The sequence below is a fragment of the Solwaraspora sp. WMMA2101 genome, assembly GCF_049179175.1.
Taxonomy (GTDB): Bacteria; Actinomycetota; Actinomycetes; order Mycobacteriales; family Micromonosporaceae; genus Micromonospora_E.
This window is the reverse complement of sequence record NZ_JBMHMA010000006.1, coordinates 20,183-46,484: the sequence shown is the minus strand read 5'-3', so window position 1 is coordinate 46,484 and position 26,302 is coordinate 20,183. Positions and strand designations below refer to the sequence as shown.

The 26,302-nt window shown below is 71.4% G+C and carries 30 protein-coding genes and 1 pseudogene; 15 read left to right on the top strand and 16 right to left on the bottom strand.

Annotated elements, in window-relative coordinates; all coding sequences use genetic code 11:
* Positions 1 to 24: 24 nt before the first annotated feature.
* Together ACN28F_RS00735 and ACN28F_RS00730 are read right to left on the bottom strand one after the other, a co-directional pair.
* Positions 25 to 1,950: a hypothetical protein gene (locus ACN28F_RS00735; RefSeq protein WP_421356811.1), complete on the bottom strand. Its 1,926-nt coding sequence runs from the start codon at positions 1,948 to 1,950 to the stop codon at positions 25 to 27.
* Complete coding sequence (locus ACN28F_RS00730; RefSeq protein ID WP_289206225.1) at positions 1,947 to 2,276, bottom strand: PadR family transcriptional regulator; 330 nt, start codon at positions 2,274 to 2,276, stop codon at positions 1,947 to 1,949. Before ACN28F_RS00730 ends, ACN28F_RS00735 begins: the two co-directional genes overlap by 4 nt.
* A 128-nt stretch (positions 2,277 to 2,404) precedes the next feature.
* Between ACN28F_RS00730 and ACN28F_RS00725 the strand changes: the two genes are divergently transcribed.
* A complete protein-coding gene (locus ACN28F_RS00725; protein ID WP_421356810.1) occupies positions 2,405 to 3,100 on the top strand; it encodes a hypothetical protein in 696 nt (231 codons plus the stop codon).
* Positions 3,097 to 3,444, top strand: a complete 348-nt coding sequence (locus ACN28F_RS00720; protein WP_421356809.1) for a transcriptional regulator — start codon at positions 3,097 to 3,099, stop codon at positions 3,442 to 3,444. The genes ACN28F_RS00725 and ACN28F_RS00720 overlap by 4 nt, the downstream gene beginning before the upstream one ends.
* Before the next feature lie 45 nt (positions 3,445 to 3,489).
* Here the strand turns inward: ACN28F_RS00720 and ACN28F_RS00715 are convergent, their stop codons facing one another.
* The gene (locus tag ACN28F_RS00715; protein ID WP_289206222.1) at positions 3,490 to 4,089 is read right to left on the bottom strand and encodes a TetR/AcrR family transcriptional regulator; all 600 of its coding nucleotides are present in this window, start codon (positions 4,087 to 4,089) and stop codon (positions 3,490 to 3,492) included.
* Between the two features lie 51 nt (positions 4,090 to 4,140).
* Between ACN28F_RS00715 and ACN28F_RS00710 the strand changes: the two genes are divergently transcribed.
* Entirely contained in the window at positions 4,141 to 4,632 is a 492-nt protein-coding gene (locus tag ACN28F_RS00710; protein WP_289206221.1) for an FBP domain-containing protein, read from the top strand.
* A 12-nt stretch (positions 4,633 to 4,644) separates the two neighbouring features.
* Here ACN28F_RS00710 and ACN28F_RS00705 read toward each other — a convergent pair whose 3' ends face one another.
* Positions 4,645 to 5,748: a cation diffusion facilitator family transporter gene (locus tag ACN28F_RS00705; protein ID WP_421356808.1), complete on the bottom strand. Its 1,104-nt coding sequence runs from the start codon at positions 5,746 to 5,748 to the stop codon at positions 4,645 to 4,647.
* A gap of 74 nt (positions 5,749 to 5,822) precedes the next feature.
* Here ACN28F_RS00705 and ACN28F_RS00700 point away from each other — a divergent pair, with 74 nt between their 5' ends.
* The 7 genes from ACN28F_RS00700 (at position 5,823) to ACN28F_RS00670 (ending at position 11,953) form a co-directional block, all read left to right on the top strand.
* On the top strand, positions 5,823 to 6,179 hold the full coding sequence (locus ACN28F_RS00700) for an ArsR/SmtB family transcription factor (RefSeq protein ID WP_289206219.1): 357 nt from the start codon (positions 5,823 to 5,825) through the stop codon (positions 6,177 to 6,179).
* Positions 6,180 to 6,242: 63 nt separating this feature from the next.
* Positions 6,243 to 7,160, top strand: a complete 918-nt coding sequence (locus ACN28F_RS00695; RefSeq protein WP_421356807.1) for a hypothetical protein — start codon at positions 6,243 to 6,245, stop codon at positions 7,158 to 7,160.
* Between the two features lie 495 nt (positions 7,161 to 7,655).
* Positions 7,656 to 8,333 (top strand): adenylate cyclase, encoded by a 678-nt coding sequence (locus tag ACN28F_RS00690; protein ID WP_289206217.1) that lies wholly within the window; start codon positions 7,656 to 7,658, stop codon positions 8,331 to 8,333.
* A gap of 79 nt (positions 8,334 to 8,412) precedes the next feature.
* Positions 8,413 to 8,733 carry a hypothetical protein gene (locus ACN28F_RS00685; RefSeq protein ID WP_289210962.1) on the top strand — a complete coding sequence of 107 codons (321 nt, stop codon included), beginning with the start codon at positions 8,413 to 8,415 and terminating at the stop codon, positions 8,731 to 8,733.
* Positions 8,730 to 9,392, top strand: coding sequence for a nucleotidyl transferase AbiEii/AbiGii toxin family protein (locus ACN28F_RS00680; RefSeq protein WP_289206216.1), 663 nt, complete (start codon positions 8,730 to 8,732; stop codon positions 9,390 to 9,392). The genes ACN28F_RS00685 and ACN28F_RS00680 overlap by 4 nt, the downstream gene beginning before the upstream one ends.
* 160 nt (positions 9,393 to 9,552) lie before the next feature.
* The gene (locus tag ACN28F_RS00675) at positions 9,553 to 10,536 is read left to right on the top strand and encodes a GlxA family transcriptional regulator (RefSeq protein ID WP_289206215.1); all 984 of its coding nucleotides are present in this window, start codon (positions 9,553 to 9,555) and stop codon (positions 10,534 to 10,536) included.
* Between the two features lie 70 nt (positions 10,537 to 10,606).
* Positions 10,607 to 11,953, top strand: coding sequence for a DJ-1/PfpI family protein (locus tag ACN28F_RS00670; RefSeq protein WP_289206214.1), 1,347 nt, complete (start codon positions 10,607 to 10,609; stop codon positions 11,951 to 11,953).
* Here ACN28F_RS00670 and ACN28F_RS00665 read toward each other — a convergent pair.
* From ACN28F_RS00665 to pip, 3 genes are read right to left on the bottom strand one after another with little or no spacing between them, the layout of a single operon-like run.
* Positions 11,922 to 12,833, bottom strand: a complete 912-nt coding sequence (locus ACN28F_RS00665; RefSeq protein ID WP_289206213.1) for a MerR family transcriptional regulator — start codon at positions 12,831 to 12,833, stop codon at positions 11,922 to 11,924. The two genes, ACN28F_RS00670 and ACN28F_RS00665, sit on opposite strands and share 32 nt — an antisense overlap.
* 34 nt (positions 12,834 to 12,867) lie before the next feature.
* Positions 12,868 to 13,812 carry an aminoglycoside phosphotransferase family protein gene (locus tag ACN28F_RS00660; RefSeq protein ID WP_421356806.1) on the bottom strand — a complete coding sequence of 315 codons (945 nt, stop codon included), beginning with the start codon at positions 13,810 to 13,812 and terminating at the stop codon, positions 12,868 to 12,870.
* Complete coding sequence (gene pip / locus ACN28F_RS00655; protein WP_421356805.1) at positions 13,805 to 14,797, bottom strand: prolyl aminopeptidase; 993 nt, start codon at positions 14,795 to 14,797, stop codon at positions 13,805 to 13,807. The genes ACN28F_RS00660 and pip overlap by 8 nt, the downstream gene beginning before the upstream one ends.
* Positions 14,798 to 15,114: 317 nt before the next feature.
* Between pip and ACN28F_RS00650 the strand changes: the two genes are divergently transcribed.
* A complete protein-coding gene (locus tag ACN28F_RS00650) occupies positions 15,115 to 15,705 on the top strand; it encodes a dihydrofolate reductase family protein (RefSeq protein ID WP_421361191.1) in 591 nt (196 codons plus the stop codon).
* A gap of 30 nt (positions 15,706 to 15,735) precedes the next feature.
* On the opposite strand, the gene ACN28F_RS00645 is transcribed toward ACN28F_RS00650, so the two are convergent.
* A complete protein-coding gene (locus ACN28F_RS00645; RefSeq protein ID WP_289206208.1) occupies positions 15,736 to 16,320 on the bottom strand; it encodes a TetR/AcrR family transcriptional regulator in 585 nt (194 codons plus the stop codon).
* 124 nt (positions 16,321 to 16,444) lie between these two features.
* Between ACN28F_RS00645 and ACN28F_RS00640 the strand changes: the two genes are divergently transcribed.
* The 3 genes from ACN28F_RS00640 to ACN28F_RS00630 all read left to right on the top strand — a co-directional run bounded on the left by ACN28F_RS00640 (position 16,445) and on the right by ACN28F_RS00630 (position 19,273).
* On the top strand, positions 16,445 to 17,665 hold the full coding sequence (locus ACN28F_RS00640; protein ID WP_421361189.1) for a macrolide family glycosyltransferase: 1,221 nt from the start codon (positions 16,445 to 16,447) through the stop codon (positions 17,663 to 17,665).
* A gap of 111 nt (positions 17,666 to 17,776) precedes the next feature.
* Positions 17,777 to 18,616: a helix-turn-helix domain-containing protein gene (locus tag ACN28F_RS00635; protein WP_421356804.1), complete on the top strand. Its 840-nt coding sequence runs from the start codon at positions 17,777 to 17,779 to the stop codon at positions 18,614 to 18,616.
* A 66-nt stretch (positions 18,617 to 18,682) separates the two neighbouring features.
* Positions 18,683 to 19,273 (top strand): dihydrofolate reductase family protein, encoded by a 591-nt coding sequence (locus ACN28F_RS00630; protein WP_421356803.1) that lies wholly within the window; start codon positions 18,683 to 18,685, stop codon positions 19,271 to 19,273.
* Positions 19,274 to 19,286: 13 nt separating this feature from the next.
* On the opposite strand, the pseudogene ACN28F_RS00625 reads toward ACN28F_RS00630, so the two are convergent.
* The 4 genes and pseudogenes from ACN28F_RS00625 to ACN28F_RS00610 all read right to left on the bottom strand — a co-directional run bounded on the left by ACN28F_RS00625 (position 19,287) and on the right by ACN28F_RS00610 (position 22,088).
* A pseudogene (locus ACN28F_RS00625) lies at positions 19,287 to 19,984 on the bottom strand (histidine phosphatase family protein).
* Between the two features lie 74 nt (positions 19,985 to 20,058).
* Positions 20,059 to 20,802 (bottom strand): D-Ala-D-Ala carboxypeptidase family metallohydrolase, encoded by a 744-nt coding sequence (locus ACN28F_RS00620; RefSeq protein WP_421356802.1) that lies wholly within the window; start codon positions 20,800 to 20,802, stop codon positions 20,059 to 20,061.
* A gap of 226 nt (positions 20,803 to 21,028) precedes the next feature.
* Positions 21,029 to 21,211, bottom strand: coding sequence for a DUF397 domain-containing protein (locus tag ACN28F_RS00615; protein WP_421356797.1), 183 nt, complete (start codon positions 21,209 to 21,211; stop codon positions 21,029 to 21,031).
* Positions 21,201 to 22,088, bottom strand: a complete 888-nt coding sequence (locus ACN28F_RS00610; RefSeq protein WP_421356796.1) for a helix-turn-helix domain-containing protein — start codon at positions 22,086 to 22,088, stop codon at positions 21,201 to 21,203. Before ACN28F_RS00610 ends, ACN28F_RS00615 begins: the two co-directional genes overlap by 11 nt.
* A 228-nt stretch (positions 22,089 to 22,316) precedes the next feature.
* On the opposite strand from ACN28F_RS00610, the gene ACN28F_RS00605 reads away from it, so the two are divergent.
* Positions 22,317 to 22,598 carry a flavin reductase gene (locus ACN28F_RS00605; protein WP_421356795.1) on the top strand — a complete coding sequence of 94 codons (282 nt, stop codon included), beginning with the start codon at positions 22,317 to 22,319 and terminating at the stop codon, positions 22,596 to 22,598.
* A gap of 40 nt (positions 22,599 to 22,638) precedes the next feature.
* Here the strand turns inward: ACN28F_RS00605 and ACN28F_RS00600 are convergent, their stop codons facing one another.
* The 4 genes from ACN28F_RS00600 to ACN28F_RS00585 all read right to left on the bottom strand — a co-directional run bounded on the left by ACN28F_RS00600 (position 22,639) and on the right by ACN28F_RS00585 (position 26,246).
* Positions 22,639 to 22,875: a pentapeptide repeat-containing protein gene (locus ACN28F_RS00600; protein ID WP_421356800.1), complete on the bottom strand. Its 237-nt coding sequence runs from the start codon at positions 22,873 to 22,875 to the stop codon at positions 22,639 to 22,641.
* Complete coding sequence (locus ACN28F_RS00595) at positions 22,779 to 24,029, bottom strand: pentapeptide repeat-containing protein (protein ID WP_421356794.1); 1,251 nt, start codon at positions 24,027 to 24,029, stop codon at positions 22,779 to 22,781. Before ACN28F_RS00595 ends, ACN28F_RS00600 begins: the two co-directional genes overlap by 97 nt.
* Positions 24,030 to 24,117: 88 nt before the next feature.
* On the bottom strand, positions 24,118 to 25,032 hold the full coding sequence (locus ACN28F_RS00590; RefSeq protein WP_421356793.1) for a pentapeptide repeat-containing protein: 915 nt from the start codon (positions 25,030 to 25,032) through the stop codon (positions 24,118 to 24,120).
* Entirely contained in the window at positions 25,029 to 26,246 is a 1,218-nt protein-coding gene (locus tag ACN28F_RS00585) for a PP2C family protein-serine/threonine phosphatase (RefSeq protein WP_289206201.1), read from the bottom strand. Before ACN28F_RS00585 ends, ACN28F_RS00590 begins: the two co-directional genes overlap by 4 nt.
* Positions 26,247 to 26,302 lie beyond the last annotated feature (56 nt).

Here is a 26,302-nt window from a genome sequence, read left to right as displayed (position 1 = left end):
CGGCCCAGCCGTGAGCTGACCGGTTCAGGCCGGCGCTGGTCGCCCGGCCAGGTCGACCAGGGGGTCGTCGGCCGTGGCCGGCTGGCCGGGCGGGGACATGACGGCGTGGGCGACGACGGCACCGACCGGCACGGCGATCAGCGCGATCGCCGGCAGGACGGAGACGCCGTCCGCCGGGTAGCCGGTGCCGGCCAGGACGAACAGCGCCGACGGGACGGGCATCAGCAGCACCGCGGCGACGAAGATCACCGGTGGGGTGGCCAACGCGGACAGCGCGGTCGCCGTCCACCACATGCCCGCGTGGCGGTTGCGGTCCCGCAGCACGCCGATCATGGTCATCGCCAGCGGCACCGTCAGCAGGACCGCGAACACCGGGACGGTGCTGTCCACGCCGTTGCCGAGATAGATGCCGAGCCCGGCCAGGGCCACCGTGGGTGCCACCAGCAGGGCCACCGCCGCCGGGCGCGGCAGCCGGTCACGTCGGGCGGCGAGCGCGGCGACGGCGGCGAGCACCGCGAATCCGGCCGCCACGGCGACGGTGCCGGCGGGCAGCCCGACGGGCAGGAACGCGTGGTTGACCTCCGGGGTGCCCTGGGCGAACAGCACGGGTGCGCAGGCCGCGCCGGCGACGGCCGCCGTACCGAGGCGCAGCCGCAGCCGTCGGGTCCCGGCGGGGGTGGCGGGGCCGGGGTGGCCGGTGAGCAGCCAGCTCACGCCGACGGCGAGCGCCCCCACGACGAGCGGCAGCCGCAGGTCCGGGTCGGTGCGGCCGAGCGCGCTGTCGGCGACGACCAGCATCCCGGTCAGCGCGCCGGCACCGTATCCGGCCCGACGCCGGTGCGCGGTGGCGGTCAGCAGCGCCAACCCGGCGAGCACGATGGCGGCCCACCGCAGTTCGGCGACCCACACGTGGATCTCGCCGTCGCCACCGGGCATCGGGGCCCGGGCGGACACTGCGGGCATCGCCGGGGTGAGCACCGCGACGGCGTACGCCCAGAAGGTGACCGCCGCCGTGAGCAGGGCGACACCGGCGGCGAGGACCGGGGTCGGCAGCGCCGCGCGGGCCGGTGTCGCGGTGTGTCCGTCGGCCGCCGCTGCGGCGGCGTCGACCGGCGGCCGGTGTCGGGCCGCCGCCCAGCCGTAGGCCACCACCAGTGCGCCCAGTGGGATCAGCGGGATCAGGAACCAGCCGACCGACGACAGCACCTGGCCGGTGCCGGGTGTGGCCAGCGAGGCGACCCAGACGGCGGGAAGCACGGCGGCCACCGCCGTTGCGGGGGCACCGCAGGCCGCCAGCGCGAGCGCCCGGCCGCGCCGGGTGCCGCCGGCCCGCCGGGCGACCGCGATGGCCAGGGTGGCGGTGGCGGCCGTCCAGCCGAGTGCGGCGATCGCCAGTGCCGTCAGCGACGGCGCGGTCAGGCTGGTCAGCGAACCGAGGACGAACGCGACGGCGACCGGCACGGCGGCGTACGCGGCGGGGCCGGCCGGTCCGAACCGACCGGAACGTGTCGCCGCCATCGGTAGCCGCCGGCCGAGTGCGCGGCCGGCCACCAGGCAGAACACCGTCATGAGTACGGCGTCGACCGCCCCGGTGGGCAGCGGCTGGCCCGGGTCGCCGAACGACGTCCCGGACATCTGCTCCAGCAGCAGACCGACCGGGGCGAGTGTGCCGAAGGCGACCACCGCTGTGCCGATGAGCAGCAGGGCCGCTGCGGGCCGCAGCACGGCGTCTGATCCGGGCCGGTCGTCCCGCCATCCGTGGGGCAGGTCGTCGTCGAGGTCCGGCGACGCGCAGGCCAGGCTGACCGCGAACCGGAGGCGTTCGGCGTGTCGGCCCTGCTGTGCCAGCCAGACGAGTTCGGCGTGCCACTGGGCGAGCATGTCGGGGCGTACGTCGGCCGGCCAGCGTCGCGCGGCGATCCGCAGGCACCAGTCGGTGAGGGCGGTCATGCCGGCCGCACCTTCGTGGTGGGCTGCTGTGCCTTGGCGAGTTGCCGGCGCAGCGCGGTGATTTCGGCGGTGGCGGCTTCGGCACCGTCGGCGGTGAGCCGGTAGTAGCGCCGGGCGGGACGTCCGGCGGCGACCGGGTCGATCTGCTCCCAGGCCGCGTCGACCCAGCCGGCCTTCTGCAGCCGGTGCAGGATCGGGTACAGGGTGCCGCTGGGGTAGCCGGTGGCCCGCATCAGGTCGGTGCCGTACCGGTCGGTGTCGGGCTGCTCCAGCAGGGCGGCGAGGACCGTTACCACGGCTGTGGTGGTGCGTACGGGGGTTATCACGTCATGGACCGTAGCCGACCCCTCGGTAAGTTTGCTACATAGCTTAATGCTTCGCTACATAGTGGCCCGGGCACACTCGACCCGATCTGGCACTAGCGCCAATAGGTTTGCTGTGCAAACCTATTGGCATGACCACTGAGCCGTTGTCTGCCGGCGGCGATCCCCGCCGGCTGCTGTCCGATGTCCGCTCCCTGGCGTACCAGGTGCGCCTTGACCAACGGATGACCTGGGTCGCGCTGGTGGTACTCGGCGCGGTAACCCTCGTCGGGATCCCGTTCGACTGGCTCGGGATGACCGTGCGCTGTCAGTCGGATGGCAGCTGTGAATTCGCGCGGCGGGGCGTTCTGTACTACTGGCCACTGGCGCTCCTGCTCGCCTACGCGGTGATCGCCGTCTGCTATGTGCGGACTGCCCGGACGCGAGGCCTTGGCACCCGCGTCGTGCCGTACGCGATCGTCGGCGCCGTGACGACCGTCGTGTTCACCGCCGCGTGGGTGGCCGCATCCCTGTACTTTCCGAGCAACCCGGAGTGGATGCAGCCACTCCCGTACTGGGGGTTGGTGCTGGACCGGCTGGTCGCACCGTGGGGCATGATCGGGATCGCGCTGTTGGTGCTGGCCCGGCTGGAGCGCAACCTCGGACTGCTGCTGTTCACCCTCGCCTACCTGGTCCTGGTGCTGCTGGTGCTGCCGATGAACACCGGCTGGGGACCGGCGGGCTGGGGCCTTCAGGCCCGATTCGCGCTACCGCAGGTCGTCAGCGGCGGGGCGCTGCTGCTCGGCGCGATCGGATTCTTCGCCGCCGCCCGCAGGCGGCATCGGTGACGCCCGGGACGGGCACCCCGGAGCCTGAGGCCGGGCACCCGGTCACCGGGTTGGACGAGGTGGTGCACCAGCGGGCGCGGCTCGGCATCCTGACCATCGCGCACGAGGCACGCAGGGTCGAGTTCGGATACCTGCGTACCCATCTCGAGCTGACGGCCGGCAATCTCTCCAGGCACCTCAGCGTCCTGGAAACCGCCGGCCTGATCGAGATCGAAAAGGGCTACGAGGGTCGACGTGGCCGCACCTGGATCACGCTGACCGCCGCCGGGCGCAGCGCGCTCACCGACGAGGTCGCGCGACTCAAGCAGCTCATCATCCGTGTGGAGTCGGCCAATGGGCCCTAGCGACACCCTTCGGGCCGGTGACGGCACTCGGATCGGCCCCCGGTGTCAGCGCCTCGGCCAGTTGTGCAGCAGGGCGTCGAGCGCGTCCAGAGCGCGCGACCAGCTCTCCTGCGGGTCGGGGTCGCTGTGGTCGAATCCGCCGCCGGTTTCCAGGCTGATGTAGCCGTGGATGGCACCACCGAGCAGCCGTACGGCATGGGTCTGCTCCGGCTCGGGCAGCTCGTAGCCGCGCAGTACCGCGCGGAGCAACCGGCTGTGCCGAGCACCGGCGCTGGCTGCGGCGGTGGTCGGATCGAGCCGCAGCCTGGCTGCGGCGTAACGACCGGGGTGTTCGCGGGCGTAGTTCCGGTACGCGTCGGCGATCGCGGTCAACGCGTCCTTGCCCGAGCGGCCGGCGGCGGCGTCGCTGGCCCGGTCTGCGAGCTCGGCGAGGGCGAGCAGAGCGATCCGGGTCCTGAGGTCGTGGCCGCTGCGGACGTGTGAGTACAGGCTGGCGACGGTGACGCCGAAGCGGCGGGCCAGCGCGGAGACGGTGACCTGGTCGAACCCGACCTCATCGGCCAGCTCCGCCCCGGCCGTGGTCACCTTCTCGGTAGTCAGCCCCGCACGTGGCACCGCGACGTCCCCCTCCCACACCGAATCCATGACCCATTATCCATTTGCCTAACACCTTTAGGCAAAACTAGCCTGCCCGGTATGACCCCACTGAGTGAGCGGGAGATCCGTGCCGCGTTCGTGAACTGCACCAAGGGCGAGACGAAGCGTCTGCACGTCCCGCGTGATCTGGCTGGCCGGCCGTGGCCGGAGCTGGACTTCCTCGGCTGGCGTGACCCGCAGTCGCCCGAGCGGGCCTACCTCGTCACCGAGCTGGGGCAGCGGCCGGTGGCGGTGGCGCTGCGCTGCCCCACGCCGTCGACCACCCAGCGGCGGCGCAGCATGTGCTCGATCTGTCTGACCGCGCCGGTGTCCGGGGTGTCGCTGATGGTCGCGGCGAAGGCGGGCCGGTCCGGGCAGGCCGGCAACTCGGTCGGCACCTATCTGTGCAGCGACCTGTCCTGCTCGCTGTACGTACGGGGCAGGAAGGACGCCGGCGCGGGCGCGCGGCTGCACGAGTCGCTCACCCTGGAGGAGAAGGTCGCCCGGACCGTGGCGAACGTCGCGGCCTTCATCGCCAGGGTCACCGACTGAATCGCCGCATTGTCAGCCGGTGGCCACGCTGTCGTGGTGCCGGTGGGCGTCGCACTCCGGGTCGGCGGCGCGACGACGCTGGTGGGACAGGGTCACGTGGTGGTGGGCGCCGGCGTGGCCGGCCGGGTCGGTGTGCACGGTCGCCGACCGCAGCCTCGGTACGGCGTGGGTGAGCTGGTGTTCGGCGTCGGCGGCCACCTCGTGCGCGGCGATCAGGGTCAGGTCGGCGTCGACGACCAGGTCCGCTTCGGCGTGCAGCCGGTGGCCGATCCAGCGCAGCCGTACCGCCGTGACGTCACGGACGCCGGCCACCGACCGCAGGGTCGTTTCGGCGGTGTCGACCAGATCGGGGTCGACGGCGTCCATCAGCCGCCGGTACACCTCGCGCGCCGCGTCGCGCAGCACGTATCCGATCGCGACGGTGATGGCGAGTCCGACCAGCGGGTCGGCCCACTGCCAGCCGGCCGCGGCGCCGCCGGCGGCAGCGACGACGGCCAGCGAGGTGAACCCGTCGGTACGGGCGTGCAGGCCGTCGGCGACCAGCGCGGCCGAGCCGATGCGCCGGCCGACACGGATCCGGTAGCGGGCGACGAGTTCGTTGCCGGCGAAGCCGACGACGCCGGCGGCGGCCACCCACGGCACGTGGCTCATCGGGGCCGGGTCGATCAGCCGGTCGACGGCGGTCCAACCGGCGGCGATCGCCGAACCGGCGATGACGGCCACGATGACGATGCCGGCGACGTCCTCGGCGCGACCGTACCCGTAGGTGTAGGCGCGGGTGGCGGCGCGGCGGCCGATGAGGAACGCGATCGTGAGGGGTACGGCGGTGAGCGCGTCGGCGACGTTGTGCAGGGTGTCGCCGAGCAGCGCCACCGAGCCGGAGGCGACGACGATGACGGCCTGGGCTGCTGCGGTGGCGGCGAGAATCGCCAGGGAGATCCACAGGGCACGGAGTCCGTCGCGCGACGATTCGAGGGAGTCGTCGACCTTGCTGGCGGTGTCGTGGGAGTGCGGAGTCAGCTGGTGCCGTACCCGCTGCCACCAGCCATGCCGTGCCGCATGCGGATCGGCGTGCGGATGGTGGTGGTGGCCGTGCTGGTCGTGGTCGTGCGCCATGTCTTGTTCACCTCTGTCACTCGCCGCTGTGCCGGGTGGCGGTGCGGGCCACCCGGACGGCAGAATAGGTGCTCATGTACGCACGCGACAACGCTGCAGGTGCCACAGCTGGGCAGCAGCCACCCACCGGCGCGCAGATCGACACGGCGGTGACCGCGTTGCGGATGCTCGCCGACCCCACCCGGCTGCGTCTGCTGTGGCAGCTGCGCGAGGGCGAGCACGACGTCGGCACCCTCGCGGCGGCGGTCGGCGCCGCTCGACCCGCCGTGTCGCAACATCTGGCGAAACTGCTGCTCGCCGGCCTGGTCGCGAGCCGCCGCGACGGGCGTCGGGCGCTCTACCGGGCGCGCGGCGGCCACGTCCGCCGACTGGTCGCCGAGGCGCTGTACGCCGCCGACCACCACATCACCGGCGCCCCCGACCACGACTGAGGCCGCGTCGCCCGACGAAAACGCGGTGTCGCCCGGCCAGACGGCTCGCTAGCATCCCGGGCCGTGGACGACATGCGCTGGCGCGACCCCCAGTGGTTGGCCGAGGTACGGGACTGGATCGACGGCCGGCTCGACGAGCTCGCGATGACCAGGACCGGTCCGCCCGTCCAGCCGCACGTGTACCCCTGGTCGACGGTGCTGCGGGTACCGACCGACGCCGGTGACGTCTGGTTCAAGGCCAACGCCGAGCCGCTGCGGCACGAAGCCGCCGTCGTGACCCGGCTCGCCGCCCGTCGGCCCGACGCGGTGCCGCCGCCGTTGGCCGTCGACACCGCCGCCGGGTGGCTGCTGATGGCCGACGCCGGGGAGACGCTGCGGGTGGTGAGCCAGCGTGAGCGCAACTTGGACCGGTGGTACGCCGTCCTGCAGCTGTACGCCGGTGTGCAGCTCGACCTCGCCGACGACGTCGACGACCTGCTCGCCCTCGGGGTGCCCGACCGGCGGCTGGCCACCCTGCCGCAGGCGTACGCACAGCTGGTCGACGCCGTCGGCGCCGAACCGCGGTTCCGCGACGCGGTCCCGGTGGTGGCCGGGCTGTGTGCCGAGCTCGCCGGGTACGGGCTGCCGGAGCTGCTGCAACACGACGACCTGCACGACGCGCAGGTCTTCGTCCGCGACGGCCGCCACCTGCTGATGGACTGGGGCGACGCCTGCGTGTCGCACCCGTTCTTCACCCTGTCGGTCACCCTCGACGGCGTGCTGGCCTGGGGGCTCGACGACGTCCCGGGTTCGGTCGACACCACACCGTTCCGCGACGCCTACCTGGCCCCGTACGCCGACCGGTTCGGCGGTGACCTGGTGGCCGCCGCCCGGCTGGCGTCGCGCCTGGGTTGGGTCTGCCGGGCGGTCAACGGGCACGTACCAGGCGAGGACAAGCAGACGCTGACCCGGCTGCGGATGTTCCTCGACGGCCGACCGTAGCCGCGCCATGGAGACCGCAGGTCGGGGTCACGAAACATTGGTCTACCCAGAGTCAAAGATTGATATTGACAAACATGACTTACCGTTCAAAAATGTGATAACGGAAAGGTAAAGCGCCTACCGCGCGCAACCTTCGACTTTCCCGAGCGATGGGAGAACGGAACTCGGCATAACAACGTGGAACACTGCAACGATCCTGGACTGTCCCCGCAGACCGATTGCATGGGACTGAACACCGATCGAGATCCTCCAGCCGGGTTCGACGGCAGCGCCCCGCTGGTCACCTCAAGCCGCAACTGCACAGTGCCGGCCTGCTTCCTGATGGGAAAGGGATTCACCAATCCGATTCGCTACGCTCCGGGTGTAAGCGGCTGTCCAACCGTGGTCTACTACTGACGCCTACGCTGATAGTGCCGGCCCAGGCAGTCTGACCGTCACCGGTTCCATGGCTGCCTGGGCGCACGGGCCATTGTCGGTCTCAGGGAGATGATCAGGATGTCGCGGCAGAGTCCTCGGCGCCGATTCGGCGGGGAACATCTGTTCATCTGGTACCTCGCGACTGCGGCCGCCGCTGCGGTGGTCGGCGTGGTTGCCGGCGGAGTCGGCCTGTTGGTGCTGTCCGCGTTGCGGATCGGGTGTCGTCCCGCCGGTGGGGACGTGCTGCCCGGCGGCGAGCTGCAGTGCCCCGACGGCACCGGCAAGGTTCTCCCGGCGTTGGTGTTCGCGGGTCTCGGCTGCGTCGTCGTCCTGGCGGTGGGGGCGGAGCTGATCAGCCGGCGGGCCGACGCCTCCACGGTTGCCCGCGTGGCCCGGCACGGCTTGTTGCTGGCCGCCTGGGTGGTGGCGCTGCCCGGCCTGGTGTGGGTCAGCGTGGTGTCCACCTCGGCGGTGACACGACAGGCCTTCTGGGGTGTCGTGGTGGGCGTCTGCGCGACGATCGCCTTCGTCGCGATTCCGCTGGTCACGTCCTACGTCCGTCCGGCGTACGCGACAGTGGTGCTGGCGGCGTGTCTGGCGGTGCCGGCCACTGCCGTGCTGGTGGGCATGTGGTTGCCGCTGCTCGTACCGCTCGCCCTGCCGGTGACCGCAATCTGGCTGGTGGCGTTGTGGCTGTCACGGGCGGCCCATCGGATCAGCGTGGCAGCCGCGGCCAGCCAGGTGAGCGGCCCGTAGGCCGGTCACGAGCGGGATTGCCCGCTACCCTGAGAGGGTGGGACGCAGCGAGACCGACAGGCGGAGCCAGGCACGGTACATGGCCAGGCCGGGCCGCCGCGCGGTCGTCGCCGCTGATCTCGCCGCGATGCGCGGACCGGTCAGCGGGGTCGTCGAGTTGCCGCACCGGCTGCACTGGCAGGCAGACCGCCGGGTCGACCTCGACAATCCCGCGCTGTTGCGGTGGATGTACGAGACCGTGCTGGTCGAGGCGGTCACCTCGGTCGAGCTGACCACCTGGCTGCACGGCCCGACCCTGGTCCGACTCTGGCCCGACCTGTGGGTCCCGCGCGGCGTCCGGCAGGCGTGGGAGGACCGGCACCCGCAGCTGCGCATGTCCCATCAGCCCGCCGCTGCGTGACGTCAGAGGAGTTCCAGGCCGAGGTGGCGCGGCTGGCGCTCGCCGTCGCCCGGCGGCACGGATTCGCGTTGGCCGGCGGGCACGCTCTGATCGCGCACGGGGTCGTGGACCGGCCGACCGAGGACGTCGACCTGTTCACGGACCAGGACGGTGGGGTCGCTGCCGCCGCCGACCTGGTGATGTCAGCCCTGAGGCAGGCTGGGCTGCAGGTCGAAGCGGTCGGTGACGCGGACGACGTCGGCGGCGTCTTCGACGGTTTCGAGCACGACCTGGTCGAGCGCGAGGTCAGCGACGAACACCAGGTGGTACGGCTGCAGCTGGTGCGGTTCGACCGGCACCGCCAGCCGGTGACGATGCGGATCGGGCCGGTGCTGCACCTCGACGATGTGCTCGGTACGAAGGTGGCGGCGCTGGCAACCCGGGCCGCACCTCGTGACTACATCGACACGTCCGCCGCGCTCGCCCGGTACTCCCGCGATCGGCTGATCGAACTCGCCAGACAGGCAGATTCCGGCCTGACCGAGGAGGATTTCGCCGACGCCGTGCAGCGGCTGGACCGGATGGACGACTCGGTCTTCCGCGAGGTCTACGGGCTGACGGCAGCGCAAGTCGACGAGGTTCGTCACCGCTTCTCCACCTGGCCGAGGTCGGCGACCTGACGGCCGCTGTCAGGCAGCCCAATCCAGCCAGGTGAGCAGTGACCGGCCACTGCCGGAACGTCCGAATCGGCGAGTCGAGGGAGTCGACTGCCGGATCCGCCCGGTGGCTGGCCAACTGAGCCCTGTCACCGCAGTTCAGTGGCGTTCTACCGTCAGCGGTGTGAATGCCGTACCCGCCACCGGTGACCGACCCCCGCCGACCGGGCGAATCGTCGTCCTGCTCCTGCCCGAGGTCAACCTGCTGGACCTGGCCGGCCCGGTCCAGGTCTTCGACGCCGCCACCGTGGCCGGTGCCAGCTACCGCGTCGAGTACGCCGCGACGCGTACCGAGGTCGTGTCGGCGCAGGGACTCACCCTGGCGGCGCTCGCCCCGCTGCCCCACGTCGCAGCCGGGGACCTGGTCCTCGTACCAGGTCCCCGGCTGCGTCCACCGGTCGCCGGCGAACCGCTGACCGACCCCACCGTGACCCGGTGGCTGCGAGCCGCGTACGACGTCGGCGCCCAGGTCGTCGCGGTCTGCACCGGAGCCGCCGCCCTGGGTGAGGCGGGCCTGCTCGACGGCCGCCGCTGCACCACCCACTGGCAGCTCATCGAAGCGATGCGGCACCGCTACCGGCGGGCCCGGGTACAGGACGACGTCCTGTACGTCCACGACGGGCCGGTCTCCACCAGCGCCGGGATCGCCGCCGGCATCGACCTGGCGTTGTCCATCGTCGAACGCCACCACGGGCCGCTGCTGGCCGCGACGGTGGCCCGCACCCTGGTGGTGTACCTGCGCCGCCCCGGATCCGGTACGCAGATCAGCCCGTTCCTGCGTCACCGCGACCACCTGCACCCCGGTGTGCACCGGGTGCAGGACCACCTCGCCCAGCACCTCGCCAGCCGGTTCAGCCTGACCCAGCTGGCTGAGGTGGCCAGCCTGTCGCCGCGTGGCCTCAGCCGGGCGTTTACCGTCGCGGTCGGAATGACCCCACTCGAATACCACCAGGAGCTGCGGATGGAGCACGCCACCAACCTGCTCCGCGAGACGGACCTGCCGGTGGAGGCGGTGGCGCTGCGCTGCGGCTTCCCCGACCCGAGGCATTTCCGCCGGACGTACGCCGCCAGGCGTGGGGCGGCACCGTCGGCGGTGCGGCATGGCTGAGCCGACACGAGTCCACGTTGTTCCTCGGAGGCGGGTCGCCGCGGCCCCGGTCCGGCGTGTCGTCGGCCCGGTGGTCGGGGTGTTCCTGGCCGCCGGCCTGTTCGCCGGTGCCGCGGCTGCCGGGGTGACGGCGACGATGTCGGCGAGTTACGCCACGCCGACCACCGGGATGCACTCCGCCGCAGCCGAGTTGCCCACCTTCGCGGCGCTGCCGGCTGGCCGGATCCCGGTCGCCGTCGTCCTGGGTGCCAGCGGGTCGGTCGCCGCCGACGTGCTGATGCCCTACGAGGTGTTCGCCCGCTCCGAACGGTTCGCGGTCTTCACCGTCGCCGCGACGACCGGCCCGCAGATCCTCTCCGGCGGCCTGCACGTGGCGGCCGATCACACTCTGGAGACCGCCCCGCGCCCTGCCATCGTGGTGGTGCCGGCCGTCACCGCGCCCACCGGCGACGTCGAAGCGCCGCTGCGAAACTGGATCGATCAGCAGGCGGCGGCCGGCACCCTGGTCCTCGGGGTCTGCGCCGGGGTGGAGGTGCTGGCGGCCGCCGGGATCCTCGACGGCCGGTCCGCCACCGGCTTCTGGTCCTCCCTGGGGTCGCTGCGCCGCAGCTATCCGCAGGTGTCCTGGCAGGCCGGGCAGCGGTACGTGCACGACGGCGACGTCGTCACCACAGCGGGTGTCACCTCGGGGGTCGCCGGCGCGCTGTACGCGGTCGAGCTGGCCGTCGGCCGCAACGAGGCGGAGCGGATCGGCGGCGAGCTGGCCTTCCCGGGGTGGCGTGCCGGCGGCACGACCACGATCCCGGCGCACCGGCTGGCGCTGTCCGACGCGCCGTACGCGTTGAACGCCGCGTTCCCGTGGGGACGCCCGACGGTCGGCATCGGCCTGGTCGACGGGGTCGGCGAGGTCGAGGTCGCGGCCGTCGCCGAGGCGTACGCGGGCACGTCGTCGGCGGCCGACACGGTCGCCGTCGGGGCCGGCCCGGTGGTCACCACCCGCCACGGGCTGCGGCTGTTCACCACTGCGGTGACGCAGGCACCGCAGCTGGACCGGCTGGTGGTGCCGGGCGTCGACACGGCACCAACCTGGGCTCCGGCGGGCGTACCGGTCGGCCTGCCGCACCGCGTCGACGACGGCCGGTTCGCCGCCGACGCGGTGCTGCTCGACCTGGCCCGCGACGCCGACCGGGCAACCGCCCGCACGACCGCCAAGTTCACCGAATACCCGCAGGCACATCTGCGGCTGACCGGGCCGGCGTGGCCGTGGCGGGCGACCGGATGGGCGCTGGCCACCCTGCTGGCGTCGGTCGCGGCCGGAGTCGCGACGCCGCTGCTGGCGGGCCGGTGGCTGGGCCGGCCCCGGTACACGTACCGGGGCCGGTGCATCAGCCGGCGTGGGCGCGCAGGGCGGCGATGAACCACTCCATCGCCGGCACCTGCGGCGGGGCGGCCGGCCAGCCGTTGAGGACGCCCAGCAGCTGCCAGTAACGCTCCACCCGCCGGTCGGTGAACGTCTCCGTCTGCGCGGCGAGGCGCAGCCGGTCCGGGCCGGTCAGGTCGGCGCCGACGATCCGGTCCAGGACCTGCCGGGCCTCGGGGGACTCCGGTGCGACGCCGGCCTGCAGCGCCGCGCCGGCCTCCTCAGCGACCCGGGCCGGGTCGAACGGCGGCTGCGCCGAGGGCTGCTGCGCGCCGGTGACCGCCATCTCGCGGACCCGCCGCTGGAACTGCTCGTCGCTGACCAGTTCGGCCAGCTCCACCCAGGCGTCGATCTGCTCGCGGGTGGGGTCGGCCGGCAACTCGGCCGGCAGTTGCCGCATCATCGTGGCGATCTGCGCGCCGGGAGCTTGCGGATCCACCCCGTCGAACGACTGGGCGACGAAGTCGTCGATCAGCCGCTGCCGCTGCTGGGCGGTGAGGTTGGCGAGTTTGTGCATGAGTCTCAACTCCTCTGTCGTGCTGTCCCGTTCGGCGATCGACCGCAGCACCGCCCGCCGCAGCTGCAGCGCACGGATCTCCGTGTCCAGCGCCGCCGCGTGCACCTTGGCGACGTCGGCGACGCTGGTCTGCCGCTGCAGCACCTGTCGTACGGTGTCCAGGTCCAGCCCCAGCTGCCGCAGGGTGTGCACCAGGTCCAGTCGGGCCACCGCCGCCACGTCGTAGAGCCGGTAGCCGGCGGCGCTACGGCCGGTCGGGGTGATCACGTCCTGGTCGGACCAGAACCGGATGGTGCGTACCGACAGGCCGGTACGGCGGGCGAGCTGACCGATGGTGATCAGCTCGGTGCGGTCGTTCATGGCTTTCAGCGTGCACCTTCCAGCCGGTGGAGACTCAAGCCGGACGGTACGGGAAAATGTCGGCGGCGTACTCGGAGACGATCTCGGCCAGGACGCGGCGCGCGGTCGCGAATTCCTCCGTGCGCTCCGGGTCACCGTAGGTGTAGGCGCAGGTGGCGAGGGTTTTCCAGAGTGCCCAGCCACGTCCGCGTGTCCACGTCGCGTCGTCGACCGACAGCCGCGCACGGAATGCCTGCCGGCCGTCGCTGGTCAGCAAGGTCCAAGCGATCGCCAGGTCACAGGCCGGATCGCCGACGCCGCAGGTCCCGAAGTCGATGACAGCCGCCAACTGGCCGTCGGCGACGAGAAGGTTTCCCGGGGCGACGTCCCCGTGGAACCAGCGGTCGATTCCGTCCCAGCGGGCGTCGAGCGCCGCCGCCCAGATCTCGCGCACCAGGTCGGCATCGACGTGGTCGCCCAGTTCGGCGAGCGCGCGCTCCACCTCCTGGCCGTACGTACGCAGGGTGCCGCCCCGGAACCAGTTGTGGACACCCGGTTGCGGACCACCGGCGGCGTCGACGCCCTGCAGGGCCGCCAGGAACTCGGCCAGGTCGGTCGCGAAGCGGACCGGGTCGGTGATGCGGTCCGCCCTCGCCGGCTCGCCGTCGAGCCACCGGTAGATCGACCACGGGTAGGGGTAGCCCACAGCAGGCTTGCCTTTCGCCACCGGGGTGGGGACGGGCAGCGGTAGTCGGGCGGCGAGGGCCGGGAGCCACCCGTGTTCCTTGTCGACCGCCAGGGCGTACTCGGCGGCGCTGGGCAGCCGTACCAGCAGTTCGGGGCCGAGGTGGAAGGTCCAGTTGTCCCAACCGCCGTTGGCCACCGGAGCGACCGGCAGGTGCGCCAGCTGCGGGAACTGGTCGGCGACGAGCCGATGCACCTGGTGCGCGTCGACGGTGACCCGCTGCGGCGGGGGACCGAGGTCGGGAACGTCACTCACGGAACCGCACCGCCCCGGTGTGCCGGGCCATGGTGTCGGCGGCGTCGGCGATGACGCGGCGCATCGTGGCGCTGCCGGTGTGTCCGGCGTCGCCGATGACGTGCAGCCGCGCGTCGGGCCAGGCCTGCGCGATCTCCCACGGGGTGATCGCCGGCCCGCTGACGTCGGCCCGCCCGTGGACCAGCACCCCTGGGATGCCGGCGAGCTTCGGCACGTCGCGCAGGATCTCGCCGTCGGTGAGGAACGCGCCGTTGCCGAAGTAGTGCGCGCAGATGCGGGTCATCGTGAGCCGCTGGCGCAGCTGTCCGGCGGAGTACGCGCCGGGGTTGCCGTTGTGCTCCTCGGAGATCAGCGCGTCCTCCCAGGCGCACCACTCGTCGGCGGCCCGCTGGCGTACCGCCGGGTCGGCGTCGGCGAGCAGCCGGCCGTAGCGCAGCAGCACCGGCTCGATCGGCGGCTCGGTGTCGGTCGGCAACGCGTAGCCGGGCAGGCCGGCGTGGGCGATGAACCGCTGCCACGCTTCGGGGAAGAACCGGCCGGCGCCCCGGTACAGCCAGTCGACCTCGCTGCGGCGGGTCATGGTGACCGCGACGAGGATCATGCCGCGTACCCGGTCGGGGTGGTTGGTCGCGTACGCCAGGGCGAGCGTCGCGCCCCAGGAGCCGCCGTACACGACCCAGCGGTCGACGCCGAGGTGGGTGCGCAGCCGTTCGATGTCGGCGACGAGGTGGGCGGTGGTGTTGGCGCTCAGGTCGGTGGCCGGGTCGGCCGCCGACGGGGTGCTGCGCCCACAGTTGCGCTGGTCGAACAGGACGAGGCGGAAGCGTTCGGGGTCGAGCGCGCGGCGGTGCCGGGGCGTGCATCCGCTGCCGGGCCCGCCGTGCAACACGACGACGGGTACGCCGTCGGGGTTGCCGCAGACCTCCCAGTAGACCTGGTGGCCGTCGCCGACGTCGAGCATGCCGGTGTCGTAGGGCTCGGTCATTCGCGTACTCCTTCTCGGGTGCCGGCGGGGGCGAAGGCCACCACGTCGGCGATGCTGTGGGCATGGAGTACGTGTCCAGAGTGCCGCGACCGCCGCTGGACAGGCTGATCGACGACCTCTACTACCTGGAGGGTACGCCGCCGTACGCCTGGTTGACGCTGCCGCCGACGCCAGCGGCGCTGCTCATCGTCAACCTCGGGGCGCCGTTGCGCATCCGCGCCGGCACCGACATCGAAGCGGATTTGATTTCTACAAGAACGCCAGCTCACGACACGCTAAGTTGGCATCCGGAACGTCCGTCAGCAGAGGAGCGCCCCGTGGGCACGGTGGTCATGTACGGGTCGGTGACGGTCGACGGCTTCATCGCCGACGTGAAGGACCAGCCCGGACCGCTGTTCGACTGGATGTCCAACGGTGATGTCCCGTTGGACGACAGCGGCGAGCTGACGGTGTCGCAGACCTCCTACGATTACGTCCGGCCGTACTGGGATCAGATCGGGGTGACGATCGTCGGCCGCCGAGCCTTCGACATGACGGACGGTTGGGGCGGCACGCCACCAGCAGGGGTCGACCACGTGGTCGTCGTGACGCACCGGCCGGCGCCCGATGGCTGGGATCCCGATGCGCCGTTTCACTTCGTCGACGGCGTCGAGGCGTCCGTGGCCAGGGCGCAGGAGCTTGCGGGTGACCGCCTGGTCGAGGTCGCCGCCGGCGACGTCGGTGGTCAGGTGCTCGCCGCCGGTCTGGTCGACGAGGTACGCATGGACGTCGTACCTGTCGTGTTCGGCTCCGGCAAGCGCTTCTTCGGTTCGGCCGACGCGCAGCACCTGTTGGCGGATCCTGACATGATCGTTCAGGGCAGCCGGGTGCTGCACCTGCGCTATCGGGTCCGCCGCCACTCGGCCTGACCGGCGATACGATCGTTGGCGTACGCCTCGTCAGGTGGCGGCGGGGGTGACGGCGGCGACGACCAGGTCGACGATGCTGTCGGCGTACTCGTCGGTCAGTGGGCCGTTGCGCAGCAGCCAACGGTGGTAGAGCGGGCCGAACAGCAGCTCCACGACCTGGTCCAGGGGAGCGTCGGGGCGGACCTGTCCGGCGTCGCGGGCGGCTTCCAGCCGGGCACGGACCATGTCCAGTTGGGGGCGGAGCAGCCGGTCGCGCGCCTGGTCGGCCAGCTGCTCGTCGGTGAGTGTCTCGATGGTGATGGCGCGGGTGGTGGCGGACAGCCGTGGATCGGCGAACTCGGCGACGGTGGCCCGGAGCACCTGTCGCAGGTCGGCCCGCAGGTCACCGGTGTCGGGCAGGGCGAGGACGTCCGGCAGGTTGTCGGTGAGCGCGTCCAGGATGACCGCGCCCTTGCCGCGCCACCAGCGGTAGATGGTCTGCTTGCCGACGCCGGCGCGGGCGGCGATGGCCTCGACGGTGACGGCGGCGTAGCCCTGTTCGGTCAGTAGCGCCAGGGCGGCGGCGAGGATCGCGCGGCGGGACTGTTCGTTGCGCCGGGCGGGCTGTGGGGTCACCACGACAGCCTACTGCGAGACGGTACGTCTCGTCTTGACGTGCCGCCGGGTGTCGTGCTTCGCTGCTGGCGAGACGAAACGTCTCGTCTCCAAGCTTCGGAGGTCCGCTGTGCCGCACATCGCCATGGTCAGCATCCCGTTCCACGGCCACGTCAACCCGAGCTTGGAGATCATCCGTACCCTCGTGCAGCGCGGCCACCGGGTCACCTACGCCAACGACCCCGCCTTCGCTGAGGTCATCGAGCGCACCGGCGCGGAGCTGACACCGTACGAATCGACGCTGCCCAGCGACGGTGGCTCCGGGACCGACGACCCGATCGAGCAGCTCACGCTCTTCCTCGACGACGCCATCGCGATGCTGCCGCAGCTGCGGGCCGCGTACGCCGACGACCGGCCGGACCTGTTCCTCTACGACATCGCCGGCGCACCGGCCCGGCTGCTCGGCGAGCAGTGGGGCATCCCGGCCGTCCAGCTGTCGTCGACGTTCGTGGCGTGGGACGGCTACGAGCAGGAGATGGCGCCTGTCGTGGCGGCGATGCGGGCTGATCCGCGCGGCGCCGACTACTACCGGCGGTTCGAGCAGTGGCTGACCTCGGAGGGTTCGTCGGTCACCGACAGCATGGCGTTCCAGGGTCGGCCGACGCGCAGCCTGGTGCTGCCACCGGAGGCGCTGCAACCAAACGCCGACCGGGTGGACCGGTCCGTCTACAGCTTCGTCGGCCCGGTCCTCGGCGACCGCTCCGATCAGGGGACCTGGGTCCGCCCGGCCGGCGTCGACAACGTACTGCTGGTCTCCCTCGGCTCCGCCTTCACCCGGCAGGCCGAGTTCTACCGCCGGTGCGTCGCCGCCTTCGGTGACCTGCCCGGCTGGCACACCGTGCTGCAGATCGGCAGCCACGTCGACCCCGCCGAGCTGGGCACCGTGCCGGACAGCGTCGAGGTCCACCCGTGGGTGCCGCAACTCGCCGTACTGGAGCAGGCCGACGCCTTCGTCACCCACGCCGGCATGGGCGGCAGCAGTGAGGGCATCTACTGCGGGACCCCGATGATCGCCGTACCGCAGGCGGCCGATCAGTTCGCCAACGCCGAGCAGCTGGCCGGCCTGGGTGTCGCCCGGGTCGTCGACGCGGCCACCGTCACCGCCGCCGAGCTCCGTGGGACGCTGCTCGCCCACACCGCGGACCCCGCCGTGGCGGCCCGCAGCGCCGACCTGAAGCAGCAGGCCCGGTCGGCTGGGGGCGCCGACCGGGCCGCTAATCTGATCGAGGCCGAACTCGCCGCTGCTGGCGGACATCACGCCACCGGACCAGGTGCTGTTGCATGTTGGTCAGTTCGGCGTAGCTGACGTTGACCTGCGTGCAGTCGTTGCCTCAGCGGGGCCCGAGACGGTCAGATGGCGATCAATTGGAACCATCCCGCCACCGTGTGCCGGCCGGGCGTCGGTGATGCTGTGGGCATGGAGTACGTGTCCAGAGTGCCGCGACCGCCGCTGGACGGGCTGATCGACGACATCTACTACCTGGAGGGTACGCCGCCGTACGCCCGGTTGACGCTGCCGCCCACGCCGGCGGCGCTGCTCATCGTCAACCTCGGGGCGCCGTTGCGCATCCGCGCCGGCACCGACATCGAGCCGGCCGAGTACGCCGACGGCTGCGTGGTCACGACGCCCACCCGCGCGTACGACTTCGGCTACCCGGTCCAGACCCGGTCGGTCGGCGTGCACGTCAAGCCGTGGGGGCTGGCGCCGTTCCTGCCGATGCCGGCGGCCGAGCTGTGCGACCGGCCGGTGACGTTGGAACAGGTGTGGGGTCGGCCCGCCGTCGTCGAGCTGCGGGACCGGCTGGCCTCGGCGGACGGACCGGCCGAGATGCTGACGCTGCTGGAGCAGGAGCTGACGCGGCGGCTGCGCGTGACCGCCGGTCTGGGGCTGGTCCGCCACACCAGCGGCGTCATCACCGCGACCCGCGGGGCGATCCCGATCGGCGACCTGGGCACGGCGGCCGGTGTGAGCAGCACTCATCTGGCGCAGCGGTTCAAGGAGATCGTCGGTGTCACGCCGAAGCGGCTGGCCCGCACCTCCCGCTTCGCCGCCACCGTGTTCGCGATCGACCCGGCCGGACCGGTCGACTGGGCCGAGCTCGCCAGCGGCGCCGGCTACTTCGACCAGGCGCACTTCGGCCACGAGTTCCGGGCGTTCACCGGCCTCACACCGACCCGGTACGTCGAGGTCCGGCAGCGGTTCCTGCGCGAACATCCCGACCATGTGCTGGACAGTTGGCCGCTGCCGGCGGATTGATTTTCTACAAGCACGTCGGCGCACGGCGCGCTACGTTGATGCCTCCAGACGTAGAGGGGGAGCCCCGTGGGCATAGTGGTCATGTACGGGTCGGTGTCGGTGGACGGCTTCATCGCCGACGTGAAGGACCAGCCCGGACCGCTGTTCGACTGGATGTCCAACGGTGATGTCCCGTTGGACGACAGCGGCGAGCTGACGGTGTCGCAGACCTCCTACGATTACGTCCGGCCGTACTGGGATCAGATCGGGGTGACGATCGTCGGCCGCCACGTCTTCGACATGACGGACGGCTGGGACGGCACCCCGCCAGCGGGGGTCGACCACGTGGTCGTCGTGACGCACCGGCCGGCTCCAGAGGGCTGGGACCCCGAGGCGCCGTTTCACTTCGTCGACGGCGTCGAGGCGGCCGTGGCCAGGGCGCAGGAACTTGCCGGTGATCGCCTCGTCGAGGTCGCCGCCGGCGACGTCGGCGGCCAGGTGCTCGCCGCAGGCCTGGTCGACGAGGTACGCATGGACGTCATACCCGTCGTGTTCGGGTCCGGCAAGCGCTACTTCGGGTCGGTCGACGCGCAGCACCTGTTGGCGGATCCTGACGTGATCATTCAGGGCAGCCGGGTCCTTCACCTGCGCTATCGGGTGCGCCGTCCGTCTGCCTGAGTGGCAGCACAAGTCACGGCGGCAGGTGGGCGGTGGTGGCGAACTCGACCAGTTCGAGGCCGTCGCCAGTGTCGGCGTAGCGGGTGATCGACGCGTTGGCGACCGGCGTGGTCGCGATGATCGCGTCGAGTTCGGTGAACGGCAGGCCGTCGAGGAGGTGGCGGGCCGCGATGACCACCGCGTCGTGGGCGACGACCAGGACGCGCCGGCCGGCGTGATCGCGGTCCAGGTCGGCCAGGACGGCCTTGACACGCGCGACGACGTCGTCGAACGTCTCACCGCCCGGCGGGCGGTAGGCGTACGGTCCGTCGGCGGCGAGCCGGGCGGCTTCGGCCGGGAACCGCTGGGTGATCATCTGCGGGGTGAGCAGTTCGAGGTCGCCCATCAGGCGGTCGCACAGCCGTGCGTCGATGACCGCCTCCGGGCAGGGCACGCCGAGCGCGGCGGCGGTGCCGGCCACCCGGGTCCAGGTCTGACGGGCCCGCAGGTACGGGGAGCAGAGACCACGTCGGGCTGCTGGTCTGCGGGTCGGGTGGCAAGCCAGGTGCCGAGGTGGGTGGCCTGCTGCCAGCCGAGCGCAGTCAGCTCGATGTCGGCGTCGCGACCGGTGAGGCCGTGGTCGGCCACACCACGGGCGTGGGCGTCGGCGAAGGCCGCGTTCGCGGTGCTCTGCCCATGGCGGACGATGGTCAACTGCGCGACGGTGTCCATCTGTTCATTGTGTTCGGGGGACGCGTCGTCCGGGGACCCGGCACCGGGCGGCCGGACCTGCCCGCCGATGATCATCAAATGCCGCAGCTCGGCGCGGACCAGGACCGGCTCGGGGTGGCGCCCACGTGGGTGTGGTCGTTGTGGCCGGGGTAGCCGGGGCCGAGGATGTTGCTGAAGCCGTGGTAGCGGGCCTGCTGGGCGAGCCGGCAGAACGAGGGTGAGCCGACCAGGTCGACGCCGTCGCCGTACAGGTGCCGGCTGTTGGAGGCGCCGCCGACGGCGCTGTTGCAGGAGTAGCTGCGGAAGCCGCTGCTGATCTGGATCGGTACGTTGCCGAGGGCGCGCCGCATGGCCTGGAGCTTCCACATCGACACGAGGGCGTTGAACTTGGCGGTGCTGGCGGACACCGCGCCACCGGACCAGTTGCTGTTGCACTTGTTCAGCTCGGCGTAGCTGAAGTTGACCGGCGTGCAGTCGTTGTCCTGGAGCGCGTAGATCTTGTTGAAGGTCTGCGAGCCGGCGACGCCGTCGGCGGACAGGCCGTAGGCCTGCTGGAAGCGAACCACGGCGGACCGGGTGGCAGGTCCGTACGCGCCGTCGAGGGCGAGCACCGCGCCGTAGTCCGGGTAGCCGGAGACGCGGATCTGCAGCTGCCGTACGTCCTCTCCGGACATTCCCTGGGACAGGACGCGTCCCCAGGTGTAGCAGCCGTCTGCCTGGGCGGCACTACCGGTGGCGACGACGCCCGCGAGAGCGGTGGCGGCGACGACGGCGCAGGCGACGAGCATGCGGCCGGCCCGGTGGAGAGCAGTCCTCATCGGTCATTCCTATCGACAGTTGACGATCAACTGCGAGATCATCACCCGTCGATCACGCAGCGGTCAAGAGCCACTACTTTCTGTCGTCTGTCCTCTGTGGTGGCCGTATCTTGCGACGAGTATGGTGGCCTGCTGACGTAACGTCCGGGACACGAAGACGCCACGGGAATCCTCGGTGTGGCGAGGATTCCCGTGGCGCTGGAATGGGGTAGTGGTCCGGGGCAGATCAGGGGCGGGTCTTCACCGTCTCGACGAAGTGCTGCCAGGCGGCGGTGTCGAAAGTGAGGACCGGGCCGGTGTGGTCCTTGCTGTCGCGTACGGCGACGCGGTACGGGTGGCCGGCCACCTCGACACAGTTGCCGTCAGCATCGGACCGGGTGGACTTACGCCACACGCCGTCAGCCTTCATGGTCGTACTCCTTGGCGATCCGGGTGATGAATTCGGTCGATTCTAACGGGGTGAGGCAGTGTTGCTTGAGCGACGACCAGATGCCCTCGTAGGTCTCGATCTCGGCGGTTTTGTCGAGGTAGATGGCACCGCACGGGCCGTCGGAGTAGACGGTGGTCGGCTCGGGTGGGCGGACGCTGACCTTGGGGAAGGTCAGGATGGAGAACGGCGCGACTGCTGGTCGGCTGGGGAGTCCGGCGGCGAAGGTGAGCACCCGGACGGTGACGTTGTGGCGTTGGGTGGCGACGGCAGCAAGGTGCCGCAGTTGGCGCGCCATTGCGGCCCGGTCCTTGAGTGGGCGGCGCAATGCGGCTTCGCCGATCACCACGTCCAGGTCGGGGGCCTGCGGGACGACGCGGGCGAGCAGTTTCTGCCGCTTGGACCGTACTTCGATCTTTGCCTGCTGGTCGGAGGGCTTGAGGTCAGGGTTTCCGGTGGTGATGATCTCGGTCATGTACTCCAGGGACTGGAGCAGGCCGGGGACGACGTTCGGCTCGTACTGACGGATCGTCGAGGCAGCGGCTTCGAGACCGACGTACAGCTTGAACCATTCTTTGATGGCGTGGTCGTAGCTGTGGTACCAGCCGCGTGACTTGGTCTCCCGGGCCAGGTCGCGCATCGTCGTGATCGTTTCCGGGGACGCGCCGTAGAGCCGGCACATCGCCTCGGCGTCGTTCGGGTGGATCGGCACCTGGCCGCCCTCGTAGCGCCAGATGCGCGGCGGCGACCATTCGAGTGCCTTGGCCGCAGCGGCGACCGTGACATGAGCGTCTTCGCGAAGCTCTCTCAGGTATCGACCCAGTTGCCTGCGGGGGACAGTGCTGCCGACGTCGTCCACGAAACCCCGTCCTCTCGTGTCACGTAATGGCGGGTGGATGTTGGGTCCGAACCTACCGGTGCGAGATTGCGCTGAGCCAGTTGGCAAATAAGCATGATGTGAAGGAAGTGTTCAGTGATCATGGGAAATGTGTTGCGAGAAGGGTTGACAGATGGGATTGAAGTCCACACACGACCGCGTGACGCGGTTCGCGCGACGGCACAACGCCTACGCGGACGGAGAAGGCTGATGCACATTGCCAACCGGCCCGACTGGAACTGTCGCGAGTGCGGTACAGAATGGCCGTGCGAAAGCGCGAAGATCGAGATCACCGCCGACTGGGCCAACGACCGGATCGGGATGTGCGTCTACCTCGCCACCCTCATGTACGAGGCGATCGACGACCTGCTGGAATGCGACGCCGAGCAGCTCAGCCCGCCGGACCTGTACCGCCGGTTCCTCCGCTGGCCCGACCAGATCGCCGAAACCGCGGCCATGGCTCGGCTGTCAGCGAGTCCCGGTAGGCCCTGACCACTGTCGCGGCACCCCGCCGGAGTGACAGCACCGCCCGTCACTCCGGCTCCGCGTCCCCTTCCGGCTTCTCCTCCACCGGTACGCGCACCACCCGCCGCGTGTCGAGATCGACCTGCCACCCCGCCGGCCACACGTCACTGGCACGACCGTCGCCCTCGACACGGACAGCGCCGAAAGTCACCCCGCTCTCGAACGTCGCCCCGTCGAACCTGGGGGTGCTGGTGAACGTCGCCCCGTCGAATCTGGGGGTGCCGGTGACGGTCGTCCGTCGAATCTGGGGGTGCTGGTGAACGTCGCCCCGTCGAATCTGGGGGTGCCGGTGAACGTCGCCCCGTCGAATCTGGGGGTGCTGGTGAACGTCGCCCCGTCGAATCTGGGGGTGCCGGTGAACGTCGCCCCGTCGAATCTGGGGGTGCCGGTGAACGTCGCCCCGTCGAACCAGGCGGTGCCGGTGAACGTCGACCTGACGAACGAAGCATCGTTCAGAACGGAGTTGGCGAAGTTGGCGTCGAGAAGGGTGGCCTCGGTCAGGTCGAGAGTCACGCCCTTCCAGTAGGTCGGGCTCGGGGTGCCGTCCGGCGTCGTCGGCCGCAGGTGGCGGGCGAGGATGCGCTGCGCGGCCAGCCGTACCTGGCGTTCCTCACGGGGGTCAGGTTGCGTCGGCTGGTCCGGCTTCGGCCTCTCGGCGGCGTCCGTGGTCTCCGCCGCGTCGGGCTCGGCACTACTTTGACCTGTCTGCTTCTCGGCCGGTGGGGTGTACGGCATGCGCAGGTAGGCGCAGACGACCTCGACGATGCTCTGCCGGTGCACCGGGTTGTCCTGAGCGAGGCGTTCGAGTGCGTACAGGCCGGCCAGGCGTACTGGTGCCTTGTCGGAGCCGAGCTGTTCGGCGGCCTTGACGTACAGCTCGGTGACCCGCTTCTCGCCCGCGTCGTACTCCGTGGCCTGCTGGGTCCGTTCGGTGACCTGCTGGCGGCGCAACGCCAGTAGCAGCGCGGCGGCTGCACCGACACCCGCACCGACCGACAGGCCGGTGCGGATCGTCTCCACCCGTAGTTGCGCCCGCTCCAGCGGTGTTCCCGCGCCGGCTGGAATCGCGGACTGTAGACCCCACACCGCCGCCCAGGTGATGCCGGCCACGACCAGCGCGCCGACCGGGATGATCCAGGTCGGCAGCGGACGCAGTGGACGCTGCGGCGGTACGGGTGCCGCCGACGACTCGACCGGCGGCTGCGCCTGCCGCCACAGCAGACCGCCGCTCACCAGGCCGGCCAGGCCGACAACGGCGAGCAACGTGGCCAACCAGTGCTGGACGATCGTCTGCCACAGCGTCAACCACAGCCGACCCGGCAGCAGCACGACAGCAGCCGCGAGCAGGGCCGCCGCACCCGCTGCGGCCGGCGCCGCCGACTTCCAATGCTTGATCACCTGTGTGTCCCGCCGTCCGCTGGATACCATCCGTCGTCGGCCCACCACAGTAGAGCCGTACCGCCAGCGCCAGTGGTAGCGGTCGCAGTCAGCGGTGCGGGGCGCGTACCAGGTGACGGGTCGCGGGGTCGACGTGCCAGCCGGCCGGCCATTCGTCGCGGTCCCGGCCGCCGACGCCAACGACCGCCCCGTCGAAGCAGGCATCCTTGCCGTACGTCGCCCCGGTGAAGCGGGCGATGCCGGCGAACGTGGCCTCGGTGAACCAGGCGTCGACCCCGAACCGGACGTCGGCGAACTGGGCGGTGCCGCTGAACGCCGCCCCGCCGAACAGGGCGTCGCGGGCGAACACGGCACCGGTGAACCGGGCGATGCCGTGGAACGTCGTGTCACCGAAACCGGCCGTACCGGCGAATGTCGCCCCGGCGAACCCGGCGGTGCCAGCGAAGATCGTGTCGCCGAAACCGACGGGGCCGCTGAACACGGCCCGGTCGAACTCGGCGGGGCCGGTGAACCGGGTGTCGACGAAACCGGCCGTACCGGCGAAGCTGGCCTCGACGAAGCCGGCGGTGCCGGTGAAGGTCGCCTCGTCGAACCGGGCGTCGCCGACGAAACATGCCCCGCCGAACCGGGCGTCGTGCAGGTGACAGCCGGTGAAGTCGGCGTCGATGACGGTGGCCCCGGTCAGGTCGACGACGACCCCCGCCCAGAATGCCGGATCCGGGGTGTGTTCGGCCGGCCCTGGCCGCAGGTGCCGGGCCAGAATGTGCTGCGCGGCGAGCCGCACCCGCCGTTCCTGCGCGGCGTCCGGCCGCTGCGCCGGCAACGGCAGCTGCAGGTAGGCGCAGAGCACGTCGGTGACCTGCTGCCGGTCGGCGGCACCGGCCTGACCGAGGCGTTCCAGGGCGTGCAGCCCGGCCAGGCGTACCGGTGCGGTGTCGGCGCCGAGCTGACGCGCGGCCCGCACGTACAGCCCGGTGGCCCGCAGCTCCTCCAGCGGCGTCACAGCGGGGTGATCACGGTGCGTTCGGCGGCGGCCGGGGACCAGTCGGCCAGCAGCAGGGTCGCGTCGTCGCTGGGCGGGCCGCCCCGGAAGTCAGCGACGGCGCGGGCGAGCCGGCGTACCGCCTCGGGGGCCGGCAGCCCGGTCGCGGCCTGGCGTTCGGCGAGGTCAGCCAGCCGGCTCAGGCCAAACTCGCCGCCGTCGTCACTGCCCCGCGCCTCGACCACGCCGTCGGTGAACATCAGCAGCTGGTCGCCGGGTTCGAGCTGTTCCTCGCCGACGGCGCGGGCCGGGTGCCGGATGCCCAGCGGCAGCCGCCGGCCGTCGCGCAGCTCACGGACCATTTTGCCGCCGCGCAGCAGCATCGGCCTCGGGTGTCCGGCGTTGACGTAGCGCAGCAGCCCGCTGTCCAGGTCGATGTCGACCAGGATCGCGGTGACGAACCGGGCGTCGGTGAACTGGTCCAGCACGGCCGCGTCGGCGGCCTCGGCCTGACCGGGCAGGTCCAGCCCGGCACGGCGGGCCGCCCGGATCGCGGCGATGACGGCGCTGCAGGTCAGGCCGGCTTTCATGCTGTGCCCGACGGCGTCGAAGATCGCCAACTGGGCGTGGTGGCCGTCGATGGCGTAGTCGAAGCCGTCGCCGCCGATGTCGTAGCTCGGCTCCAGGACGGCGCTGACGGTGATCCGGCGGGTGGCGGCGGTCAGCGGCGGCAACACCTGCGCCATCAGTTCGGCGGCGGCGGTCGCCGACCGGGACCGGCCGACCCGCAGCAGGAAGTCACCCTTCGGGACGGTCACGGTGATCAGGTGGCCGATCAGCCCGGCCATGGTCTCGCAGCGACGCCGGGTGTGCGGGTCGGCGGCGACGTCCGGGTCGTCGAAGGCGAAGTCGATGACGCCGAGCCGATCGGTGCCGTCGATCATCGGAATCCACCAGGCGGGTTCGTTCAGCGCCGGGATCGACTCGACCAGGGTGAAGGCCCGACCGGCGAGGGACCCTTCGACCGGTTGCGGTGGCGGGTCGGTTCGGCCCGGATGCGGTACGGGGCGCAGCGCCTGCTGCTCCTCGTCGACCAGGTAGATCGTGGTCTGCACGCCCAGGCCGGCCATCACCTCGGCGAACTCGGGGGCGAGTTCGTCGGGCTGGAACAGGTGGGAACGGGTCAGCACGTCGCTGAGCGCGTCGAGCCACTGCCGTTCCGGGGTCCGGTCCATGGCCGCCACCTTACGGCCTGGCCGATCCGATAGATTCCCTCCGGTAGGCGTGCGAC

Bases quoted from the DNA above. Each gene is read 5' to 3' on its own strand.
- ACN28F_RS00635 (WP_421356804.1), top strand. From the start codon at position 17,777: ATGGAGTACGTGTCCAGAGTGCCGCGACCGCCGCTGGACGGGCTGATC.
- ACN28F_RS00665 (WP_289206213.1), bottom strand. From the start codon at position 12,833: ATGAACGACCGCACCGAGCTGATCACCATCGGTCAGCTCGCCCGCCGT.
- ACN28F_RS00705 (WP_421356808.1), bottom strand. From the start codon at position 5,748: ATGGCGCACGACCACGACCAGCACGGCCACCACCACCATCCGCACGCC.
- ACN28F_RS00715 (WP_289206222.1), bottom strand. From the start codon at position 4,089: ATGGATTCGGTGTGGGAGGGGGACGTCGCGGTGCCACGTGCGGGGCTG.
- ACN28F_RS00710 (WP_289206221.1), top strand. From the start codon at position 4,141: ATGACCCCACTGAGTGAGCGGGAGATCCGTGCCGCGTTCGTGAACTGC.
- ACN28F_RS00735 (WP_421356811.1), bottom strand. From the start codon at position 1,950: ATGACCGCCCTCACCGACTGGTGCCTGCGGATCGCCGCGCGACGCTGG.
- ACN28F_RS00690 (WP_289206217.1), top strand. From the start codon at position 7,656: ATGTCGCGGCAGAGTCCTCGGCGCCGATTCGGCGGGGAACATCTGTTC.
- ACN28F_RS00615 (WP_421356797.1), bottom strand. From the start codon at position 21,211: ATGAAGGCTGACGGCGTGTGGCGTAAGTCCACCCGGTCCGATGCTGAC.
- ACN28F_RS00620 (WP_421356802.1), bottom strand. From the start codon at position 20,802: ATGAGGACTGCTCTCCACCGGGCCGGCCGCATGCTCGTCGCCTGCGCC.
- ACN28F_RS00605 (WP_421356795.1), top strand. From the start codon at position 22,317: ATGCACATTGCCAACCGGCCCGACTGGAACTGTCGCGAGTGCGGTACA.
- ACN28F_RS00585 (WP_289206201.1), bottom strand. From the start codon at position 26,246: ATGGACCGGACCCCGGAACGGCAGTGGCTCGACGCGCTCAGCGACGTG.
- ACN28F_RS00700 (WP_289206219.1), top strand. From the start codon at position 5,823: ATGTACGCACGCGACAACGCTGCAGGTGCCACAGCTGGGCAGCAGCCA.
- ACN28F_RS00640 (WP_421361189.1), top strand. From the start codon at position 16,445: ATGGTCAGCATCCCGTTCCACGGCCACGTCAACCCGAGCTTGGAGATC.
- ACN28F_RS00725 (WP_421356810.1), top strand. From the start codon at position 2,405: ATGACCACTGAGCCGTTGTCTGCCGGCGGCGATCCCCGCCGGCTGCTG.
- pip (WP_421356805.1), bottom strand. From the start codon at position 14,797: ATGACCGAGCCCTACGACACCGGCATGCTCGACGTCGGCGACGGCCAC.
- ACN28F_RS00685 (WP_289210962.1), top strand. From the start codon at position 8,413: ATGGCCAGGCCGGGCCGCCGCGCGGTCGTCGCCGCTGATCTCGCCGCG.